The organism is Sphingomonas sp. S2-65, from assembly GCF_021513175.1.
In the GTDB taxonomy this organism is placed as follows: Bacteria; Pseudomonadota; Alphaproteobacteria; order Sphingomonadales; family Sphingomonadaceae; genus Sphingomonas.
This window is the reverse complement of sequence record NZ_CP090953.1, coordinates 653,129-674,617: the sequence shown is the minus strand read 5'-3', so window position 1 is coordinate 674,617 and position 21,489 is coordinate 653,129. Positions and strand designations below refer to the sequence as shown.

At 66.5% G+C, this 21,489-nt stretch carries 15 protein-coding genes; 8 read left to right on the top strand and 7 right to left on the bottom strand.

The features are described 5' to 3' along the window. Positions 1-87 precede the first annotated feature (87 nt). The gene (locus LZ586_RS03325) at positions 88-1,719 is read left to right on the top strand and encodes a CTP synthase (protein WP_235078269.1); all 1,632 of its coding nucleotides are present in this window, start codon (positions 88-90) and stop codon (positions 1,717-1,719) included. A 91-nt stretch (positions 1,720-1,810) separates the two neighbouring features. Here LZ586_RS03325 and LZ586_RS03320 read toward each other — a convergent pair whose 3' ends face one another. Continuing rightward, the gene (locus LZ586_RS03320; protein ID WP_235078268.1) at positions 1,811-2,275 is read right to left on the bottom strand and encodes an Hsp20 family protein; all 465 of its coding nucleotides are present in this window, start codon (positions 2,273-2,275) and stop codon (positions 1,811-1,813) included. A gap of 251 nt (positions 2,276-2,526) precedes the next feature. Here LZ586_RS03320 and LZ586_RS03315 point away from each other — a divergent pair, with 251 nt between their 5' ends. From LZ586_RS03315 to LZ586_RS03300, 4 genes are all read left to right on the top strand, one after another. Next, the gene (locus tag LZ586_RS03315) at positions 2,527-4,968 is read left to right on the top strand and encodes a TonB-dependent receptor (RefSeq protein ID WP_235078267.1); all 2,442 of its coding nucleotides are present in this window, start codon (positions 2,527-2,529) and stop codon (positions 4,966-4,968) included. A gap of 622 nt (positions 4,969-5,590) precedes the next feature. After that, on the top strand, positions 5,591-6,841 hold the full coding sequence (locus tag LZ586_RS03310) for a lipoprotein-releasing ABC transporter permease subunit (RefSeq protein ID WP_235078266.1): 1,251 nt from the start codon (positions 5,591-5,593) through the stop codon (positions 6,839-6,841). Beyond that, entirely contained in the window at positions 6,834-7,508 is a 675-nt protein-coding gene (locus LZ586_RS03305; protein ID WP_235078265.1) for an ABC transporter ATP-binding protein, read from the top strand. The genes LZ586_RS03310 and LZ586_RS03305 overlap by 8 nt, the downstream gene beginning before the upstream one ends. Continuing rightward, complete coding sequence (locus LZ586_RS03300) at positions 7,505-7,984, top strand: glutathione peroxidase (protein WP_235078264.1); 480 nt, start codon at positions 7,505-7,507, stop codon at positions 7,982-7,984. Before LZ586_RS03305 ends, LZ586_RS03300 begins: the two co-directional genes overlap by 4 nt. A 176-nt stretch (positions 7,985-8,160) precedes the next feature. On the opposite strand, the gene LZ586_RS03295 is transcribed toward LZ586_RS03300, so the two are convergent. Further along, on the bottom strand, positions 8,161-8,577 hold the full coding sequence (locus LZ586_RS03295; protein WP_235078263.1) for a hypothetical protein: 417 nt from the start codon (positions 8,575-8,577) through the stop codon (positions 8,161-8,163). Between the two features lie 212 nt (positions 8,578-8,789). Between LZ586_RS03295 and dnaE the strand changes: the two genes are divergently transcribed. After that, positions 8,790-12,269, top strand: coding sequence for a DNA polymerase III subunit alpha (dnaE, locus tag LZ586_RS03290; RefSeq protein WP_235078262.1), 3,480 nt, complete (start codon positions 8,790-8,792; stop codon positions 12,267-12,269). A 161-nt stretch (positions 12,270-12,430) separates the two neighbouring features. Beyond that, positions 12,431-14,008: a long-chain fatty acid--CoA ligase gene (locus LZ586_RS03285; protein ID WP_235078261.1), complete on the top strand. Its 1,578-nt coding sequence runs from the start codon at positions 12,431-12,433 to the stop codon at positions 14,006-14,008. A gap of 203 nt (positions 14,009-14,211) precedes the next feature. Here LZ586_RS03285 and LZ586_RS03280 read toward each other — a convergent pair whose 3' ends face one another. Continuing rightward, complete coding sequence (locus LZ586_RS03280; protein WP_235078260.1) at positions 14,212-16,839, bottom strand: M1 family metallopeptidase; 2,628 nt, start codon at positions 16,837-16,839, stop codon at positions 14,212-14,214. A gap of 53 nt (positions 16,840-16,892) precedes the next feature. Continuing rightward, positions 16,893-17,963, bottom strand: coding sequence for a PA0069 family radical SAM protein (locus tag LZ586_RS03275; protein WP_235078259.1), 1,071 nt, complete (start codon positions 17,961-17,963; stop codon positions 16,893-16,895). A gap of 52 nt (positions 17,964-18,015) precedes the next feature. Between LZ586_RS03275 and LZ586_RS03270 the strand changes: the two genes are divergently transcribed. After that, on the top strand, positions 18,016-18,357 hold the full coding sequence (locus tag LZ586_RS03270; protein WP_319938045.1) for a VOC family protein: 342 nt from the start codon (positions 18,016-18,018) through the stop codon (positions 18,355-18,357). Between the two features lie 31 nt (positions 18,358-18,388). Here the strand turns inward: LZ586_RS03270 and moaB are convergent, their stop codons facing one another. The 3 genes from moaB to LZ586_RS03255 are packed head-to-tail and all read right to left on the bottom strand — an operon-like array spanning position 18,389 to position 21,433. Further along, entirely contained in the window at positions 18,389-18,916 is a 528-nt protein-coding gene (gene moaB, locus LZ586_RS03265) for a molybdenum cofactor biosynthesis protein B (protein WP_235078258.1), read from the bottom strand. Beyond that, positions 18,906-20,711 (bottom strand): lytic transglycosylase domain-containing protein, encoded by a 1,806-nt coding sequence (locus tag LZ586_RS03260; RefSeq protein WP_235078257.1) that lies wholly within the window; start codon positions 20,709-20,711, stop codon positions 18,906-18,908. Before LZ586_RS03260 ends, moaB begins: the two co-directional genes overlap by 11 nt. After that, complete coding sequence (locus LZ586_RS03255) at positions 20,708-21,433, bottom strand: uracil-DNA glycosylase family protein (protein WP_235078256.1); 726 nt, start codon at positions 21,431-21,433, stop codon at positions 20,708-20,710. Before LZ586_RS03255 ends, LZ586_RS03260 begins: the two co-directional genes overlap by 4 nt. Positions 21,434-21,489: the final 56 nt, after the last annotated feature.

The window sequence follows — 21,489 nt, the reverse complement described above, 5'->3', positions numbered from 1 at the left end:
AAAAGCGGGGCTTGAGTAAAAATATCGCGCCGGCCCGGATTCGGGTGCTTGTCGGCGCGCGTCCAAACACGTTAGGCGTTCTCTCCCATGGCGCGGTACATTTTCATCACCGGCGGCGTGGTCTCCTCGCTCGGCAAAGGTCTTATGGCAGCAAGCCTGGCGGCGTTGCTTCAGGCCCGCGGCTATCGAGTCCGCATTCGCAAATTCGATCCTTATCTCAACGTCGACCCGGGGACGATGTCGCCGCACCAGCACGGCGAAGTCTATGTGACCGATGATGGTGCCGAGACTGATCTGGACCTGGGGCATTACGAGCGCTTCACTGGCGTTCCGTCGCGTCAGTCCGACAATGTGACCTCTGGCCGAATCTACCAGACGATAATCGCGCGCGAACGACGCGGAGACTATCTGGGTGCCACCGTGCAGGTCATTCCGCACGTGACCGACGCCATCAAAGCATTCGCTCAGGACGACACCGACGATCTCGACTTCGTGCTTTGCGAGATCGGCGGCACGGTAGGGGATATCGAGTCCCTGCCGTTCATCGAGGCGATCCGCCAGCTGCGCAATGATCTTGGCCGCGGCCAGTCGGTGAGCATCCATGTGACGCTGGTGCCGTACATCGCAGCCGCTGGCGAGTTGAAGACCAAGCCGACCCAGCACAGCGTACGCGATCTCGCTTCGCTTGGGGTCCAGCCTGACGTGCTGGTCTGTCGGGCCGAGCGGGAATTGCCTGCGGGCGAACGGGCCAAGATCGCCCAGTTCTGCAACGTGCCTGCTTCGGCTGTTATTCCGGCGCTGGACGCGAAGAGCATCTATGCGGTGCCGCTCCAGTATCACCGGGAAGGGCTGGACGTCGAAGTGCTCAAGGCCTTTGGCATCGAGCCTGGTGATGCACCGGACCTTAGCCGGTGGGAACAGATCATCGGTCGGCTTCAGAATCCGGAAGGCGAGGTCACGATTGGCGTCGTCGGAAAGTACATGGGCGTCCCGGACGCTTATAAGTCGCTGACAGAAGCGCTGGTTCATGGCGGCATCGCGAACAGCGTGAAGGTCAACATCCGCTGGGTGGATGCCGAACTGTTCGAGCGCGGCGAGAAGGAAGTGGCGGCGGAGTTGGAGCCGATGCACGGCATCCTGGTGCCGGGCGGCTTTGGCGAACGCGGCAGCGAGGGCAAGATCGCCGGGGTGCGGTTCGCGCGTGAGCGCAAGGTGCCCTTTTTCGGCATTTGCCTTGGCATGCAGATGGCGTGTGTCGATGGCGCGCGCGCCGAAGGCCTAGAGACGGCTTCCACCACCGAGTTCGGCCCGACGGAGGAGCCGGTGGTCGGCATGATCACCGAGTGGATGACTGCCGAGGGGTTGCAGAAGCGGGAGGCGGGTGGCGACCTGGGCGGCACGATGCGGCTGGGCGCGTATACGGCCAAGCTGGGCGGTAACAGCGTGGTCGCTTCGATTTATGGTGCCGAAGAGATCAGCGAGCGGCATCGCCACCGCTATGAGGTGAACACGCACTATAAGGGCGTGCTCGAAAAGAGCGGTTTGGTATTTTCCGGCATGTCGCCCGATGGCTCGCTGCCCGAAATCGTCGAGCGGCCTGACCATCCCTGGTTCGTCGGCGTGCAGTTCCACCCAGAGCTGAAGTCCAAGCCGTTCGAGCCGCATCCGCTGTTCGCCAGCTTCATCGAAGCGGCGGTCAAGCACAGCCGACTGGTCTGAGCCGGGCAAGCAAAAGGCGCCCGGACCGGTGGTCCGGGCGCCTCTGCTGCGGCACCCAAAGGGAGGAAAGCGCCGCTAGCGCTGGCGCAGCTCAGGCTGCGTTGCGGTGCTCGATTGCGGTCGGCTGTTCACCGGTCGAGACTGCGATCTTCTTGGGCTTCATCGCCTCGGGCACTTCGCGGACCAGCTCGATCACGAGCAAACCGTCCGCCAGGTTGGCGCTGTCGACGCGCACGAAATCGGCGAGTTCGAAACGGCGCTCGAAGCTGCGGTTGGCGATGCCGAGGTGCAGATAGCTGCCCTGGTTGTTCTCGTTCTCGCTCTCCTTGCGGCCGGCGACCAGCAGCAGGTTCTGCTGCGCGGTGACGTCGATCTCGTCAGCCTTGAAGCCGGCGACGGCGAGCGTGATGCGGTAGCGATCCTCGGCGACGCGCTCGAGGTTGAAAGGAGGGTAGTTCTCGCTGCCTGCCTGGCGCGCGCTGGCTTCGAGCAAGTCGAAGAGGCGGTCGAAGCCGACGGTGGAGCGGCGGAACGGAGCGAAGTCGATCTGACGCATTTTCAATCTCCTCAAATGAGCAAGTAGAGCATCTGTTTGACGCCCGGAGCATGTCCGCGGCGCGTCGGGTTCAGTCCTTCAAGGCACTGAGCCCGCACGATAAGTTGGTGTGGGAAAAGCCGACTTCAAGACCCCGACGCTCAGCGCCCAGAAAGCAGCAAACGCGAGCTAGGGTGCTGACAAGATTAGGTTGTTCGTCAATATCCCCCAACACAGTGGAGATTGTACTCAGAACCAAAAGGGGGAATTTCATGGGTCTTTCGCTTCCGTTGCTGCTGCTTGCGTCCACATCGCCGCTCACGACGCCTGCGCCGGGCCCGCAATCCGTCCAGTCCGCGCCGGGAGATCAGGATCGCACGGAAGAAGACGTCCAGCGCAGCTCCGCGGCCGCCGACGTGGTGGTGACGGCGCGGCGGCGCGAGGAGCGCGCGCAGAACGTGCCGATCCCGATCTCGGTCGTCGGCGTGAAGGAGCTCGACAATACCGGCAGCTTCAACATCCAGCGGCTCCAGCAATTGCAGCCGACTTTGCAGTTTTATTCGACGAATCCGCGCAATTCCTCGGTCAATATCCGCGGATTGGGCGCGCCGCTGGGCCTGACCAACGACGGCATCGACCAAGGCGTCGGCGTCTATATCGACCAGGTATATTTCAGCCGCGTCGCCGTCGCCACGCTTGACTTCCTCGACGTGCAACAGGTCGAGACGCTGCGCGGACCCCAAGGCACGCTGTACGGCAAGAACACGGTCGCTGGGGCGATCAACATCACCAGCAAGGCACCAAGCTTCGATTTCGAGGGGCGGGCCGAGCTGACCGCGGGCAATCTGGAGTTCAAGCAGGCCAAGGCGTCGGTGTCGGGTCCGCTGTCCAAGGACGTGGCCGTGCGGCTTGGCGTGTCCACCACCAGCCGGCGCGGCACGATCTACAATGTCGCGAGCGACAATTACGTCAACGCGCAGGACAATATCGGCCTGCGCGGAGCATTGCTGTGGCGGGCGAGCGACACACTGGATGTCACGCTATCGGGCGACTGGAACCGGCAGAACCCGGAATGCTGCGCGCAAATCTATGTGCGCTACGGACCGACCCAGCGCGCCGCGAACCGGCAATATCCTGCGCTGACCCAGGCGCAGGGTTATGCGGTGCCAAGCACCAATCCGTTCGACCGATTGACCGACCTGGACGCGGAACTGAACGCGCTCAACGAACTGGGCGGTGCCTCCCTGCGCGCCGAACTGGATACCGGATCGGGCACGCTGACCTCGGTCACCGCCTGGCGGTTCTGGAACTGGGGGCCGGCCAACGACCGCGACTTTACGGGGCTGCCGATCACGACGCTTTCGCAAAACCCCACCAAGCAGGACCAGTTCACCCAGGAGTTCCGCTACGCCGGCGAAGGCAAGGGATTCGACTACGTCCTGGGTGCCTTCGCTTTCTACCAGGACATCCACACTACCGGGGTGCAGCAGCAAGGGCCGGCGGCGAGCCGCTGGCTGATCAACCCGACCAGCGCGCTGGCGAACGATCCGAGCGTGCTGAACGGACTGACGGCGCGGAACGACATCCGCCTGAAGAATTTCAGCGGCGCGCTGTTCGGCAAGCTCAACCTGAAGCTGGGGGAGGCGTTCACCGTCTCTCCCGGCGTGCGGGTGAACTATGACGACAAGGTCGGCAGCTATGTCAGCATCGTTACCGATGCCGCCGGCAATCTGGTACCCTATAGCGGAGGCACGGCGCGCCAGGCGGCGCAGCGTGACGCGCTGCAACCCCAGGCGTTCGAAGACGAGAAATACCGCGCCTGGAACGTCTCATACGACCTGACCGCGTCGTACAAGCCGTCGCGCGACGTGCTGCTTTATGCGACCTATGCGCACAGCTTCAAATCGGGCGGGCTCAACCTGAACGGGGTGCCGGTCGTCAACGGCGTGGTGCAAACCGACCTGGCGCAGGTCGCACCGGAAAAGGTCGACCATTTCGAGGTTGGTGCCAAGACGCAGTTCTGGGACCGCAAGGCGACCTTCAACGTCGCCGGGTTCTGGACGGTGATCAAGGACTACCAGGCTGTGGTGAACAACGGCGCCAATTCGACGCTACGCGGCTACCTGGCCAATGCCGGCGAGGTCCGCGTGCGCGGCGTGGAGACCGACTTCTCGCTGCGGCCCTCGGACCGGCTGAACCTGTACGTCAACGGCGCCTATACCGATCACGAATATGTCGAGTTCACCAACGCCCCGTGCCCGCCCGAACTGTCGGGCGGAACCGCGGCGCCGGTGGGTAGCGCGGGCGGGACCCCCGGAGTGCCGGGGCAGGCGAGCCCGGTGGTGTGCGATATCTCCGGCCAGTGGCTGCCGGGCATCTCGAACTGGGCGTTCTCCTATGGCGCGGAGTATAACGTGCCGGGCAAGCTGTTCGGGCTGGATGGCGCGTTCTACCTGGGGGGTGACGCCAACTCGCGGTCGAGATTCTCGTCCAACGCCTCGCGGTCGATCTACACCGATATCGAGGGGTACACGCTGGCCAATTTCCGGCTGGGGTTCCGGACGAGCGACTTCAACCTGTTCGGCTGGGTCCGCAACGCGTTCGACGAGGAGTATTTCGAGGTTCTGGCGACGACGCCGGGGAACACCGGGCTGATCTCCGGACAGCCGGGGGATCCGCGCACTTACGGCCTGACCCTGAGCAAGTCGTTTTGATGGGGGAGGATGCAAGAGCATCGAGCTAGCGTCTCGCCTGGCCGGGAGACGTTGGGGACGGGGAGGTGGTGCTTGCGCCGCCTTCCCGTTTCGGGGGCGAGCGGATCGTTCAGCGGAGCGAAAGGTTGCGCGCGCCAGATACGCGAAACGCCCGGACCGTTTCCAGCCCGGGCGCCTGCGTGACGATCGCTCGTCAGCCCCCTTGTGATGGTCCGCCCACACGCTTTGTATCGCTACAAGCGGGGCTGAACCCTCCCCGAACCACGGCCGTTGCCTGCGTTTCGATTTGTTTCTGCTAGGGGTGCTATCGGGGTTTGTCACGATGGCTTGGCGGGACTTACGTAGATTGGTTCCACGCTGTGTCGAATCGGCAACAGGGCTATTTTGAGATCTCAACCTCGCCTTGGGAAAGCATCGAACTGCTTTGTCATTCCGGCCCTGAGCCGGGGTTCCGCTTCTTCTTCTGGCGTGAGGCAGCGGGACCCCGGCTCGAGGCCGGGGTGACGAAGAAGGAAGTCAGGATTGGATCCTTAGCGGGAGTGCGTTGCCGCCGGGTGCATTGCCTCGCTGAGACGCTTGGCCTAGAGCGGCCGCACCATTTCCACGAGGCGTAAACCAGCGCATGCTACTTTCACGCTACGAGCGGATGATCGCCCGTCGATACCTGCTTCCTGGACGAAGCGAGGCGTTCATCGCGGTGGTTGCCGGGTTCAGCCTGGTCGCCGTGATGCTGGGCGTCGCGGCGCTGATCGCGGTGATGAGCATCATGAACGGGTTTCGTGCCGAGCTGTTCGGCAAGATCACCGGGTTGAACGGCCATGCGGTGGTGCAGGGCTATTCCGGGCAGCTGCGCGACTGGCGCGAGATCGTGGCGGCGGCCAAGGCGACGCCGGGCGTCACCAGCGCGGTGCCGCTGATCGAGCAGCCGCTGGCCATCACCTATAATGGCCGCCTGGAAGCGGCGCAGGTGCGCGGCATGCGCTATGACGACATCATCACGAACCCGGCCCTGAAGGGCAAAGAAGTGCTCGGCTCGCTCAAGCGGCTGACCCCCGGCAGCGAGACGGTGGCGATCGGATCCCGGCTGGCCGAATCGCTGGGGGCGACGATCGGCAGCGAGATTTCGGTGTTCAACCCGCAGGGCGCGTCCACCCCTTTCGGCACGGTGCCGCGCATCGTCAAATACAAGGTGGGCGCGATCTTCGAGATCGGCGTCTATGATTTCGACAAGGTCTTCGTGATCATGCCGATTGAGGACGCGCAGACGCTGCTGCTGCTGGGCGATTCGGTGAGCATGATCGAGATGAACACGGTCGATCCCGACCGCGTGGAGAAGATCGTCGCACCCCTGGTGCCCAAGGTGGAGGGCCGCGGCCAGATCGTCGATTGGCGGCAGATGAACCGCGAACTGTTCGAAGCATTGGGCGTCGACCGGATCGTGACGTTCACCGTGCTGTCGATCATCCTGGTCGTGGCGTCGTTCAACATCATCTCTTCGCTGATCATGCTGGTGCAGTCGAAGCGGCGCGACATCGCGGTGCTCCGGACGATGGGGGCGAGCCGGGGGGCGCTGATGCGGATCTTCGTGACGGTGGGCACGACGATCGGCGCGCTCGGCGTGGCGGCGGGTGCCATTCTGGGCTTTCTGTTCATCACCTTCCGTGCCCAGGTGGCGTCGTTCATCGGGCTGGTGACGGGGCAGAATATCTGGGACCCGTCGATGCGGTTCCTGAGCGAACTGCCCGCCAGGACCGATCCATTCGAGGCGATCGGCGTCTGCGTGATGGCGCTGACGTTCAGCTTCCTTGCCACGCTGTATCCGGCGTGGAAGGCGGCCAAGACCGATCCGGTACAGGTGTTGCGTTATGAGTGAGCCGGTCCTTCAAACGCGCGGGCTGCGTCGCCGCTTCACCCAGGGCGAAGCCACGATCGAAGTGCTGCGCGGCGTCGACCTGGACATCATGCCCGGGGAGATCGTCGCGCTGCTGGGCCCATCGGGTTCGGGCAAGTCGACGCTGTTGCAGGCGGTGGGGTTGCTGGAAGGCGGTTTCGAGGGATCGATCCGCGTCGCCGGCAAGGAAGCCGCCAAACTCCCCGCTGGCGGGCGGACCGAAGTACGCAGGGACAGCCTGGGCTTCGTCTATCAATTCCACCATCTGCTGCCGGACTTCAACGCGATGGAGAATGTGGTGCTGCCGCAGATGATCCTGGGCGCGACGCGGGCGCAGGCGGAAGCGCGGGCGCAGGAATTGCTGGAAGTGCTTGGGCTGGGCGCGCGATTAAAGCACCGCCCGAACCAGCTTTCCGGCGGCGAGCAGCAGCGCGTGGCGGTGGCCCGGGCGCTGGCGAACCGGCCGGCGCTGGTGCTGGCCGACGAGCCGACCGGCAATCTGGACGAGGCGACATCGGAAAAGGTGTTCGCCGAGTTCCTGAGCCTGGTGCGCACGCAAGGATCGGCGGCGCTGGTGGCGACGCACAACGAGCGGCTGGCCGCACGGATGGACCGAGTCGTGCGGCTCCATGAGGGCGTGCTGGCATGAGCGCGGTGACGGACATTCCAGTGACAGCGGCCGATGGCGGCGCGGGCGACCTGTCGGCCTATGCCGGACAGGTGCTGCTGATCGTCAACACCGCGTCGAAATGCGGGTTCACGCCGCAATATGCCGAGCTGGAGGCGCTGTGGCGGACGTATCGCGACCGCGGGTTCGCGGTGCTGGCGTTCCCGTGCAACCAGTTCGGTGGCCAGGAGCCGGGAGACGCGGCCGAGATCGCGAACTTCTGTTCGCTGACCTATGACGTCAGCTTCCCGGTGTTCGGGAAGGTGGACGTGAACGGGCCCGAGGCGGCGCCGTTGTTCGAGCATCTGAAGGCGCAGGCGCCGGGGCTGCTCGGATCCACGGGTATCAAGTGGAACTTCACCAAGTTCCTGGTGGACCGCGATGGCCGCGTAGTGGAGCGCTATGCCCCCACGACCAAGCCGGCCAGCCTGAGCGGCGCGATCGAGGCGCTGCTGTAGGTTCAGGAGGCCCGCGGTTCGTTACGACAGTCATCCCGGCCTTGTGCCGGGATCCACGGTGCGACCGGCGATGGTGTGGAGGCTCGGGCTTCTCGCGTGCGGCGCGGTGGACCCCGGCACGAGGCCGGGGTGACGGGTAGGCTTCAAACCCCCCGCTCAGGTAAAAGGCGCCCTCGTCAGTTCTTCAGATAGGGCAGGCGGATCGGCTTTTGCGAAACGCGGTCGATCAGCGTGTCGGCGGGTTCGTCCTCGACCAGGCGGCCGATGCGAGTCAGCAGTCCCATCATCGAGGCGGTGCCGCGCACCGGCGTGCCGCGCGGATCCCGGCGCGAGGCAGGGCGGGCGCCGCGTGGATCGCGGCGGCGCGGCGGGGTCATGCGGGCCATGCGCTGCGCGACCGACTTGGCGTCGTCGACGCGGCCGAACTCGCGCCAGACAACCTGAAAACCGGTGGGAACCTTGGTCCAGTCGGCACTGTCGGCGAAGCGGATCAGGTCGCAGCCGCAATGGTGGCACAGGCTGAATTCGAGGCCCTGATTGTGGTGCCGCTGAGTGCCGGGGGTGTGGCCCATGACCGTGCAGAGGATCGCCATCTCGTTCTTCGTCCCTGAAAGAAGCCGTGCGGCGTTGCCGCTTCGTTAACCAGGTTCTGGCGAAGAACCGGGCGCGCTGCCATTCAGGGCGGCTCCCATCCGCGACTCCGCTTTACGGGTCGTTACGGATGCCACGCGTCAAGCGGCGTTAACCGGGGTCGGCACGGCGCATGGCGGTTGAAGAATCGGGCAGGGAGCGCATAGGGTCGCGCATGGCGCATTCGGGTTTCGTACCACTTCGGGTTTTCTCCTCGTTCACCATGCTGGAAGGGGCGATCGAGCCCAAGAACATCGCCAAGCAGGCGAAGACGCTGGGCTTTCCGGCGGCGGCGGTGGCGGACCGCAACGGGTTGTACGCGGCGATGTCCTATTCGGACGCGGCGAAGAAGGCGGGCGTGCAGCCGGTGATCGGCACGCTGCTGGCAGTGAAGCGGCCTGACATGCCCGAAGGCGTGAGCGCGCCGATCGACTGGCTGGCGCTCTATGCCCAGGACGAGACCGGGTATCTGAACCTGTGCCACCTGGTGTCGCACGCGCATCTGGGCCGTCCGATCGAGGAGGAGGCGCATGTCGCTTTCGAGGATCTCGAGGGGCGGGTCGAAGGCTTGCTGTGCCTGACCGCGGGCGCCGAGGGCGCGCTGGCGCGGCTTTATGCCGAGGAGCAGGACAGGGCGGCCGAAGTGTATGCGGCGCGGCTGGAGACGCTGTTCCCGGGCAAGCTGTATGTCGAAATCGCGCGGCGCGGGGACGATGTCGAGACGCGGGCCGAGGCCAAGCTGCTCGATTACGCCTATGCGCGCGACTTGCCGATCGTGGGCACGAACCCGTGCTGCTTCGCCGAGGCCGATTTCCACCGGGCGCATGACGCGATGCTGTGCATTGCCAACTCGTCTTATGTGGCGTCGGACGAGCGGCCGCGGAGCTCTCCGGACGCTTGGATGAAGCCGGCCGACGAGATGAAGCGGCTGTTCGCCGACTTGCCCGAGGCGATCGAGAACACCCTCGTGGTGGCGCAGCGCTGTGCCTATGCGGCGCCCAAGCGCAAGCCGATCCTGCCGAGCCTGGCCGGCGACCGCGAGGGCGAGGCGGCGATGCTGCGCGAGCGCAGCTGGGTCGGGCTCGACGCGCGGCTGGACAAGGCCGGGATCACCTCGGCGGAGGACCGCAAGGCCTATGAGGACCGGCTGGAGTTCGAGCTCGACGTCATCATCCAGATGGGGTTCCCGGGCTACTTCCTGATCGTCGCGGACTTCATCCAATGGGCCAAGGCGCACGACATTCCGGTGGGGCCGGGGCGTGGCTCGGGCGCGGGATCGGTGGTGGCGTGGGTGCTGACGATCACCGACCTCGATCCGCTCAAGCTGGGGCTGCTGTTCGAGCGCTTTTTGAACCCAGAACGCGTGTCGATGCCGGATTTCGACATCGATTTCTGCGAAACCCGGCGCGGCGAAGTGATCCGCTACGTCCAGGAGCGCTATGGCGCGGACAAGGTCGCGCAGATCATCACCTTCGGGACGATGAAGGCGCGCGCGGTGATCAAGGACATCGGCCGCGTGCTGCAGATGAGCTATGGCCAGGTCGACCGGCTCGCCAAGCTGATCCCCAACCACCCGACCGATCCCTGGACGCTCGAGCGGACGCTGAACGGCGTTTCTGAGTTCCATGCCGAGTATAAGAGCCAGGCCGATGTGCGGCGGCTGGTGGACCTGTCGATGCGGCTGGAAGGGCTGCCGCGGCATTCGTCGACTCACGCTGCGGGTGTGGTGATCGGCGACCGGCCGCTGGCGCAGCTGGTGCCGCTGTACCGCGATCCACGCTCGGACATGCCGGTCACCCAGTTCGACATGAAATATGTCGAGGGTGCCGGGCTGGTGAAGTTCGACTTTCTCGGCCTCAAGACGCTGTCGGTGCTCAAAAAGGCAGTCGAACTGCTGGGCGACCGCGGGATCGACGTTGATCTGGATACGCTGAGCTGGGACGACACCGAGGTGTACGACCTGCTCCAGCGCGGCGACACGGTGGGCGTGTTCCAGCTGGAATCCGAAGGCATGCGCCGCACGCTGACGGCCGTGCGCCCGACCAATTTCGGCGACATCATCGCGCTGGTGTCGCTCTACCGTCCCGGCCCGATGGACAACATCCCGAGCTTTGGCCGACGCAAGCAGGGCAGCGAGGAGATCGTCTATCCGCACGAGGCGCTCGAACCGATCCTGAAGGAGACCTATGGGATCTTCGTCTATCAGGAACAGGTGATGCAGGCCGCGCAGATCCTGGCGGGCTACTCGCTGGGCGGCGCCGACATGCTGCGCCGCGCGATGGGCAAGAAGATCAAGGCGGAGATGGACCAGCAGCGCGCGATCTTCGTCGAGGGCTGCGCGAAGGTGAACAACATCAAGGCCAGCAAGGCCAACGAGCTGTTCGACTTGATCGACAAGTTCGCGGGCTATGGCTTCAACAAGTCGCACGCGGCGGCCTATGCGCTGCTCGCCTACCAGACCGCGTGGCTCAAGGCGCACCATCCGCACGAGTTCTTCGCCGCGTCGATGGCGTACGACATCCACCAGACCGACAAGCTGGCGATCTTCGCCGACGACATGCGCCGGCTGAACATCGAGGTGCTGCCCGCCGACATCAACAAGAGCCTGGCCGACTTCCATGTCGAGCGGCACGGCGACGGGTTGGCGGTCCGCTATGCGCTCGGCGCGCTGAAGGGCGTGGGCGAAAAGGCGATGGACGAGCTGGTCGAGGAGCGCGACGCCAAGGGACTGTTCAAGTCGCTCGACGAGTTCGCCAAGCGCGTCGATCCGCGGCTGATCAACAAGCGGCAGCTGGAGACGCTGGCGGCGGCAGGAGCCTTCGACGCGATCCAGCCGAACCGGGCGGGGGTGCACGCCGCCGCCGAGACGATCCTGGCGGTGGCGCAGCGCACCTTTGCCAACAAGACGAGCGGGCAGGGCGGCCTGTTCGGCGAGGCCGAGCCGAGCGGAAGTGCGATCCAGCTGCCGCGCGGGGCGAACTGGTCGAGGTCCGAGCGGATCAACGCCGAGCGCGATGCCTATGGCTATTATTTCGAGGCGCATCCGCTCGACCGTTATGGGCACCTGACGCGGATGCATGGGGTGCGCGAGATCGGATCGCTGGCGGAGGTGGATGTTCCGGTAGGCGGGCGCGTCGGTGCCACGATCGCCGCGCTGATCGAGGATGCGCGGTGGCGGACCTCGGCGCGGGGCAACAAGTACCTGATGGCGACGATCTCCGACCAGAGCGCGCAGACGCTGACGACCTGTTTCGACGAAGTGGCGGCGAAGGATCTGGAAGAGGCGGCCAAGGCGGGTGGCTGCGCGGTGCTTACCGTCGAGCTGGACAAGCGCGCGGGCGAGGACACGCCGCGCGTGTCGGTGAAGCGGGTGCAGCCGTTCGAGGCCCTGGCGGACGCGGCGCGGCTGATCATCGACCTGGAGGTCGACGACGTCGCGGTGATGCCGCGGCTGGCGCAGATGATCGGCGATCGGCGCGGTGGACGGAGCACGGTCCGGCTATGGGTGCCCTATGGTCCCGAGGGGCAGGCCGAACTGGTGATCGGCCGCAATTTCCGGCTGGACGAGGAAATGATCGAGGCGCTGCGGGGGGTTCCGGGTGTGCGCTCGGCGCGGTTCGGAAATCCCGAGGTCACGTTGGCGGCGGCGGCTTAGTCGAGGGGAGCACTCGCGGTAGCGAGCGCTCGCGGAGAATACCCCTCCGTCATGCTGCGCATCCCACCTCCCCCTCCGGGGGAGGATCTGCGCGTGATGAACTGCTCGACTTCGAGCTTCCATGCGATACCTTCCGGCAAAACATAAAGCCGGAGAGAGCGATGTTTGGAGGGATGCAGGATTTCGAGCTGCGGGTGACGCGGTTGCTCGACCATGCGGCGCGCGAGCATGGGGGGCGGGAGATCGTTACCCGTTGGGCCGATGGCAGCGAGACACGGACCGACTGGGCAGGGATCGCGCGGGATGCACGGCGGCTGGCGCAGGCGCTGGAGCGGCTGGGCGTTCGTCCCGGTGACCGGGTGGCGACGCTGGCGATGAACCATGCCCGGCACCTGGTGGCGTGGTACGGCGTGGCGGGGATGGGGGGCCTGATCCACACGATCAACCCGCGGCTGTTCGACGACCAGCTGGCCTTCATCGCCAACCATGCCGAGGACCGAGTGCTGTTCTATGACCGGGCGTTCGCGCCGATCGTGGAGCGGATGCGAGATCAGTGGACGACGATCGAGCATTATGTGTGCTTCGACGATGGCGCATTTGACGTTCTGCTTGACGCGCAAGACGGTGCCTATGCCTGGGTCGAGGGGGACGAGCGCGCGCCGTGCATGCTTTGTTACACCAGCGGAACGACCGGCAACCCCAAAGGTGTGGTCTATAGCCACCGCTCGACCGTGCTGCACGCGATCGCCGAGTTGCAGCCCGATGTGTTCGACCTGTCGCGGCGCGCGGTGGCGCTGCCGGTAGTGCCGATGTTCCATGCGGTCGGCTGGGGCCTGCCCTGGGCGGCAGCGGCGGCGGGGATCAAGCTGGTGTTCTCGGCGGTCAACGAGCCCAAAATCCTGTGCGCGCTGATGAACGGCGAACAGGTCACGCACTCGGCGGGTGTCCCCACCGTCTGGTTCGCGATGTTCCAATATATGGACGCGACGGGGGAGGCGCCCCGGCATTTGAAGATCGTGACGATCGGCGGATCGGCCGCGCCCCGCGCGATGATCGAGCGGCTGATGCGGATGGGCATCTGCGTCAACCATGCCTGGGGGATGACCGAAACCTCGCCGATCGGGACGATGGGCGCGCCGTCGCCCGACTGGGATGATCTGCGCTTCGAGCAGCAGGTCGACCAGGTTTCCAAGCAGGGCACCGTGCCGTTCGGAGTTGAGCTGCGCGTGGTGGGCGAGGACGGCGCGGAGCTGCCGCGCGATGGAGTAAGTTCGGGGCGGCTGCACGTACGGGGGCCGTGGGTGATCGGCCAATATTTCAAGGACGAGGCGTTGGCGGTCGATGCCGATAATTGGTTCGACACCGGCGATGTCGCGGTGCTGCATCCCGATGGCACGATGCAGATCACCGACCGCGTGAAGGACGTGATCAAGTCGGGCGGCGAGTGGATCAGCTCGGTCGAGCTGGAAAATTGCGCGGTGGGGTGTGCCGGCGTGGCCGAGGCGGCGGCGATCGGGGTGCATCATCCGCGGTGGGAAGAGCGGCCGGTGCTGCTGGTGGTGCGCAAGCAGGGGGCCGATGTCGATGCGGCGGCGGTGCGGGCGCATCTGTCGGCGCATGTCGCCAAATGGTGGTTGCCCGATGCCGTGCTGTTCGTGGACTCGCTGCCGCATACCGCGACGGGGAAGTTGCTGAAGACGGCGATCCGGGAGGAATATCGCGGGTTTCGGTTGGAGTGAGGCGCGGCTCCTGCGGGCCTCGCCGCACGCGAGAGGTCGAGCAACGCATCCACACACGTCATCCCGGCCTTGTGCCGGGATCCACCGTGCGGCGGGCGATCCGCTCCGATGTCGAAGCTGCTCGATGACGGTGAGGTGGACCCCGGCACAAGGCCGGGGTGACGGTGTGGGGTGGTGGCAGCCGTTATGCCGCGCTGCAGACCTTACTGCACCGCCAGTACCGCGGCGCTGACTTCGGCGGCCTTGGCGTCGCGGAAGCGGGCGCAGTTGCGGATGGTTTCGAGGGCGCGGTCCAGCCCCAGGGTGCTGTCATTGGCGAGCTGGGGACGGAGCTTGGCATCGACCTGAGCCGCCTGTTCGGCCGAGCACAGGCTGTCGAAGGTCGCGGCGAGGCGGGCCGAGAAGATGCCGCCGCCGCCGGCCGCCTTCGAATATTCGTCGAAATGGGCGAGCATGAAGCTGCTGGCGATGTCGCGGGTGCCGGGCGCTTCGAGGAACAGCGGCGTGATCATGATCCGAGCCTCGGCAGGAAGGCGCGGGTCGGCGAAGTCGTTGAAGAACCAGCGCGCGACCTCTGGACTGTTCGAGGCTGCGATGCCCTGGAACGCGGCCTCTCCAAGCACCGGCGTGGCCTGCGACAACGCCTTGTCGGCGATCAGGCGGGCAAATGCAGGGCCGCGATCCTCCGTGGTGACGGCAATCGCGGTTTCGAGGAACTTCGCGTCAAGCGCGCTTGCGTCACCGGCAAGGTACGCGTCGAGCGCGGCGGTGAGCTTCGCGCGCACGGTCGCGTCGTGCGCGGCGACCAGCGTGGCGAGCAGGTCGGCGCGGAGCTGGCGGGTGTCCGGGTTCTCAGCGGCATAGGCGCCGGCAGCGGGGTCGAAGCCCAATTTGTCGAGCATCGGCCCGTAGATGCCGGCGAGCAGCGTGCGATAGGCGGGCAGCGCCTGGGTGGAGACGAGCCCGTCTTCTTCCAGGCCGCGCAACCGCTTGGCGTTGTCGAGCGCCACGCGGGTGGCGGGGTGGGCCGCCATCACGCGGGCGAGCTGGAAGAGCTGCGCGGTGCGCGGCTTGCCGGCGTGGAAGCTGGCCCAGAGGCTGTCGCCAAGCGCGAGTGCCTCTGCCTCGGGCAGGGCCGCGCCGGCGGCGATCAGTGCGTCCCAATCGGGCTGGTCGAGCTCGAAGCGGTAATAGCCCCAGCCTCCGGCGTTGGGCATCAGCGGCGAGTTCGCCGCGGCAGGGGCCGGGATCGTGGCACCGGCGCCTTCGAGCAGGGTGCAATTCTTGGTGTCGCCCGCCCGCAGGCAGAGCGGGATGATCCACTGTTGCGCGGGCGCATTGGTGCCGAACGCGGCGTAGCGCTGCTGAGTCGCCTGCAGTGTGGTTCCGGCGCGTTGCAGGGTGACGACGGGAACGCCCTGTTGATCGACGAAGCTGCGCAGCGAGGCGAGCACGCGCGGATCGTGTGCGGCTTCGGCGAGCGAGGCGAAGAACTCGTCGGTGGTGGCGTTGGCGTAGAGGTGGCGGCGCATGTGGAGGCGGACGCCGTCGCGGAACTTCTCCTCGCCCATATAGGCGGCGATCATGCCGACGACCTGACCGCCCTTGCCATAGGTGATGGCGTCGAACGCGGCATCGATATCGGCGTCCTTGGTGATGCGCTCATGGATCGGGCGGCCGGCGACGAGCGCGTCGAGCGTCATCGCGTCGAAGCCCTCCTTGATCGCGTCGACGCCGATGTTGAGGTTCGGGCGCCAGGCGTTGCCGATGCGGTAGCCCATCCAGTTGGCGAAGCTTTCGTTCAGCCAGATATCGTCCCACCAGGCGGGGGTGACGAGATCGCCGAACCATTGGTGCGACAGCTCGTGCGCGACGACCATGCCGAAGGTCTGCTTGGTCGCGCTCGATGCGGCCTCGTCGAGGAACAGGATGCCGTCGCCATAGATATCGGCGCCGGCATTCTCCATCGCTCCGGGCATGACCGGCGAGCCGATCTGGTCGAGCTTGGGATAGGGGAAGGGCTGGTCGAAATACTCTTCGAGCAGCGTGACGATCCTGCCGGATTCGGCGAGCGCGAACTGGAGCTGGCCGGCGTTGGGCTTGGTGCCGATGACGCGCAGCGGCAGCGGCTCCTTGCGCTGCGGCGAGGGCGGAACGACGGTTTCGAGATGCGCGAAGGGGCCGACGACGAAGGCGACCAGATAGGTCGGCAGCGGCTTGGTGGCGATGAAGTCGTGGCGGACGAGCTTGCCGGCCTTGACCGGTTTGCCGGCCTCGGGCGCGTTGCTGACCGCCATCAGCCCGGGCGCGGTGCGGATCGAGACCGTGAACGGGGTCTTGTAGCCGGGCTCGTCGAAGGACGGGAAGGCGGAGCGGGCGTCGATCGATTCGAACTGCGTCCAGCTGTACCAGTCCTTGGCGATATCGAGATGGTAGAGGCCCGCGGGGCCGGTGGCGAAGGCGGCGTCATAGTCGAACTTGAGCGTGAGGCGGCCGGCGGGCAGCGTGCGGCCGAAATCGACCTGGGCGAGGCCCTGCGGCGTCTTTTGCGTGAAGGTGACCGGCGTCTCCTTGCGGCCGACGCGGACCAGCGCCTTGGTGATGTGGAGGCTGCGGCCGTGGAGGAAGATCGAGGCGGCGGGGCGCTTGAGGTCGACATCGATCTCGGTATGCCCGCCGAAGCGCGGCTGGGCCGGGACGATCGTCATGTCGAGGCGGTAGGCGACCGGCTGGACCAGGTCGGGCAGCTTGCCGGTGGGAAGCGGGTCGGCCTGGGCGAACGCGGCGGGGGCAATGAAAAGGGCGATCACCGCCAGCAGGAAAGCGCGCATCGAAGATCCTTGAAGCGAAGGCAGTGCTTACGGGCGGCGGGGTGGGCTGGCAATCAGAACAGCTCGCCCTGCGGCCCGGGGGGCGGGCGGAACAGGTCGGTGCGCAGCTGGATGCGCGCGCCGTCCAGGCCATGGCGGCGCGCCGCGATGCGGAAGCGGGTGCGCAGCAGCTCGGCCCACGGACCCTGGCCCTTCATGCGGGAAAAGAAATCGGGATCGTTGTCGCGGCCGCCGCGGATCGACTGGATGGTGGCCATCACCTTGGCGGCGCGATCGGGGAAATGGGCGTCCAGCCAGGCGCGGAACAGCGGCGCCACTTCGTGCGGCAGGCGGACGGGGAGGAAGAAAGCGGAGCGGGCGCCGGCCTGGGCTGCGAGCTCGAGGATGTGCTCGATCTCGTGGTCGGTGATCTGCGGGATGACCGGGGCGAGCGAGACGAAGACGGGAATGCCGGCGTCCGAAAGCGTGCGGATCGCGGCGATGCGGCGCATCGGCGTGGTGGCGCGGGGCTCGACCGTCATCGCGGTACGCGGGTCGAGGGTGGTGACCGAGAGCATCACCGCGGCGAGCCCCTTGGCGGCCATCGGCGCGAGCAAATCGATGTCGCGGGTGACGCGGTCGGACTTGGTGGTGATGGTGATCGGGTGGTCGCACGCGGCGAGCACTTCGATGCAGCCGCGGGTGATCCGCCAGGCCGCCTCGATCGGCTGATAGGGATCGGTGTTGGTGCCGAAGGCGATCGGGCGGCACGCGTAGTTGCGCTTCTGCAGCTCGGCGCGGAGCAGGGCGGGGGCGTCGGGCTTGGCGAACAGCTTGCTTTCGAAATCGAGGCCGGGGGAAAGATCGTGAAAGGCGTGGCTGGGCCGGGCGAAGCAGTAGATGCAGCCATGCTCGCAGCCGCGATACGGGTTCACCGAGCGATCGAAGCCGATGTCCGGCGAATTGTTGCGGGTGAGGATGGTGCGCGGCTTTTCGACGGTGACGGTGGTGCGCAGCGGCGGCGGCGCGCCGTCGATGTCGGATTGCGCGTCGAGCCAGTCGCCATCGGCCTCACGCTGGGCGAGGTTAAAGCGCGTGCTCTCCTGGTTGAGGGTGGCGCCGCGGACGGCGCGAGTCTTTGCCATTGCAAAATGCTAGGCAATCGTGTAGAACATAGCAAGAACGATTAGGGGGTGGATGATGGCACGGATCAGCTATGTGGAACTGCCGGTGACGGGCACGGGGCCGGTGCGGGACTTCTATGCGCAGGCGTTCGGCTGGGGGTTCACCGATTTCGGGCCGGACTATGCCGCGACGACCGGCGGCGATGTCGACCTGGGGCTCAACGGCAGCGCGGATCAGCCGATCGAGCAGGTGCTGGTGCTGGTCGAGGTACAGGATCTGGAGGACGCGCTGGCGAAGGTCGAGGCGGCGGGCGGCGAGATCGTGGTGCCGGTGTTCGGCTATCCCGGCGGGCGGCGGTTCCACTTTCGCGATCCGGCGGGGAATGTGCTGGGGGTGTTTGTCAGCGAGGGGTGAATATTCCTCCCCGGGACGGGGAGGATTGGGTTTACCGCTCCATCAATCTCGGCATCAGTTCGACGAAGTTGCAGGGCTTGTGGCGGATGTCGAGCTGGGTGGCGAGGATGCCGTCCCAGGCATCGGTGACGGCGCCGGTCGAGCCGGGGAGGGCGAAGAGATAGGTGCCCCGCGCCACGCCGGCGGTGGCGCGCGACTGGATCGTCGAGGTGCCGATGCTCTGGTAGCTGAGCCAGCGGAACAGCTCGCCGAAACCGGGGATCTCCTTGTCCCAGACGCGGGCCAGAGCCTCGGGGGTGATGTCCCGCCCCGTGACGCCGGTGCCGCCGGTGGTGAGCACGACGTCGATCTCGGGATCGTCGATCCAGGCGTGGAGCTTGCCGATGATCTGGTCGGAATCGTCGCGGACGATCGCCCGGTCGGCAAGTTCGTGGCCGGCGCTGGTCAGCCGCTCGACGAGGCGGCCGCCCGAGCGGTCCTCGGCCAGGCCGCGGGTGTCGGAGACGGTGAGCACGGCGATCCGGACCGGCCGGAACGCGATGCTGGCATCAATTGGCACGGGCGAGCTGCCGTGCACCGGCAGGCGCGGTGCGGGCGCCGATCCGGACGGCCGGGGCGCCGGGAAGCCCGGGGAAGCGCGGCCACATGCCCTGCGCGAGCGCGGCGCGGCTGACCGACTTGCGGCCTTCCTGCTGCTCGTACATCCAATAGTTGCGCAGCACGACCATGACGTAGCCGCGCGTTTCCCAATAGGGGATGCTTTCGATGTAGAGCAGGGGGTCGCCATTGTCCTTGGTGAGGCTGTTCCAGGCCTGCACCGGCGTCGGGCCGGCATTATAGGCGGCGATTACCTTGGGCAGCAGCCCGCCGGTGAAGGGCTGGTCGCGCAGCTGCTCGAGATAGGACTGGCCGATCTCCATGTTGACTGACGGCTTGGTCAGATCGGAGGCGGCATAAGTGACACCGCGGCGGCGGCCGACATCGGTGGCGGCGCCGGTCTTGACCTGCATGAGCCCCATCGCGCCGGCGGCGCTGCGGATCTCGGAGTTGAAACGGGATTCCTGGAGCGTGTGGGCGAATACCAGCGCCTTGTCGACGCGCCAGCCGCCGGCGGGGGTCCAATTGGGCGAGGGGTAGCGGGCCTGGAGCAGCGGCTTCGCGCCCGAGGGGCCGTTGTGCGACAGCCACAGCTGGGTGGAGGCGAGGTCGAAGCGTCCAGCCAGGCGGCTGAGCGCGCTGTGCTCGGCCGGAGTCGAGAAGCGGGCCTGGTGGCGGAGCACCTTGTCGGCCAGGCTGGTCTCGCCGACTTCGACCAAAGCGGCAGCGACGCGGACATTGGGGCGGCGGGCGAGCACCTGCCAGTCCTGCGCGACCATCTTCTCGCCCTTGCCGGGCTTGTCCTCGATCGCGAGCGCTGCCTTGGCGAGCAGGCCGTAATAGCTTTCGCTATACTGCGTCGCGGCGCGGAGCTTCTGCCCGACCCTGTCCGGGCGACCGCACATCATGTCGGCGCGCGAGCCCCAATAAAGCCCGGCCGAGCGCAATTCGATGTCGGCGGCGCGGCTGGCGACGCGTTCGAACGAAGTGCCGGCATCGACGCAATCCTGCTGACGCCAGGCGGCGAGGCCACCGACCCAATCGGCCTGCGCAGCCCAGTCGCCGACGCCCTGCTGCGCCTTGGCGGCCATGCGGCGGGCGTTGCCGTCGTCGCCGGCGACATAATAGATCCAGGCGACCTTTTGCTGCCACTCGGTCAGCGCTTCGGGCGTGAGATCGGCGGCGAACTTCTCGACCACGGCTTCGGCCTGGACGCCGTCATCGGCCTTCACGAAGGGCGAGATCTCGATGGCGACCGAGGTGGCGGCGGTGTCGCTCTTGATCGAGCGGGCGCGCTGGCGGACGGGGGCACCGTCGAACCAGATCAGGCGCTGCGCCTGCGGCAGCAGCGGCAGATCGGCCGCGCCGCGCGTCTTGGCCATGCGCGCGAGTTGTTCGGCCTCGGGAAGCTCGGGGGCTTCCTGGAGCAGCGTGATCAGCGGGGCGAGCTCGACCTTGGGCGAGTTCTTGGCGGTGTAGAGCTCGGCGCGGGCGATCGCGTGGAGCGGACCGGGCTTCATCGAATCGAGCTGGATCTGGGCGTCGATCCATTGTTCGGCACGGATTGCGGCGAACACCTTGCGGTAGCCTTCGCGCTGGTCGGCATCGAGCTGGTCGGGAATGCCGTCGCCGTCGCGCAGCGGCGCGGACGCGGCGGAATCGCCGGGGGCGAGCGGAGCGCCCGCGGGAAGGACATCGGCATGCGCCGCGACCGGTGCCGCGATCATGGCCGCGGCGATAAGGATACGCTTCGTCACTCGCTGGGCCCCCGGCTCAAAAGCAGCAGATGTTTCCAGGCTTCACTCTTTGCGACCGGCCGCTCCAACAGAAAGCGCGGGTGGAAGGTCGCCACCAGCAGGGTCTTTGCCCCAAAATGGTTAACCGCGTGTATACTATCGGGGCCGCCGGTGCCGTTCGTCTCAGCCAACACACGGCTTGCCGCTTGGCCGAGCAGGAGCAGCTTTTTGGGCCGGAGCAAGGACAGGTGATGCCGCGCGAGCTCGATCAGCCGCGGCTCCTGTTCGGGGGGAATGCGGCCGGTCATCGGGCGAGCGACGACCAGGCTGGCGAGATGGACCGACTCGCGCGACAGCCCGATGGCGGCGAGCATGCGGTCGAGCAGCTGGCCGGCAGGTCCCTCCATCAACCGGGCGTCATCCTCGGCTTCGGGCATGTCGGTGAGCAATACCCATTCCGCTTCCTTCGGGCCGGTCGGTGCGAAGCGCGGGGCGTGCCAGCCGGCCTCGGGCGCGGAGTCACTCAGGCGCCATTCGACAAAGGCGTCTAGCGTGTCGGGCAGGACCTCGGCGACGGGAGCCGCTACGGCGACGGGGTTCGTTGCGGGTTCGACGGGCGGGGCGGCGCGGATCAGCCAGTCGTGCGGATCGTCCTCGACGAGCATGTCGACCCCGGCGTCGCGCCACCATTCCAGCGTGCTCGCGAGTGTCTTCTGCCAATCCTGGATCGGTTCCGCCCCCATACCCTATCTTTGAATCCCTGTTGACGCCGTGGTCAATCTGCCTTCATCGACGCGGC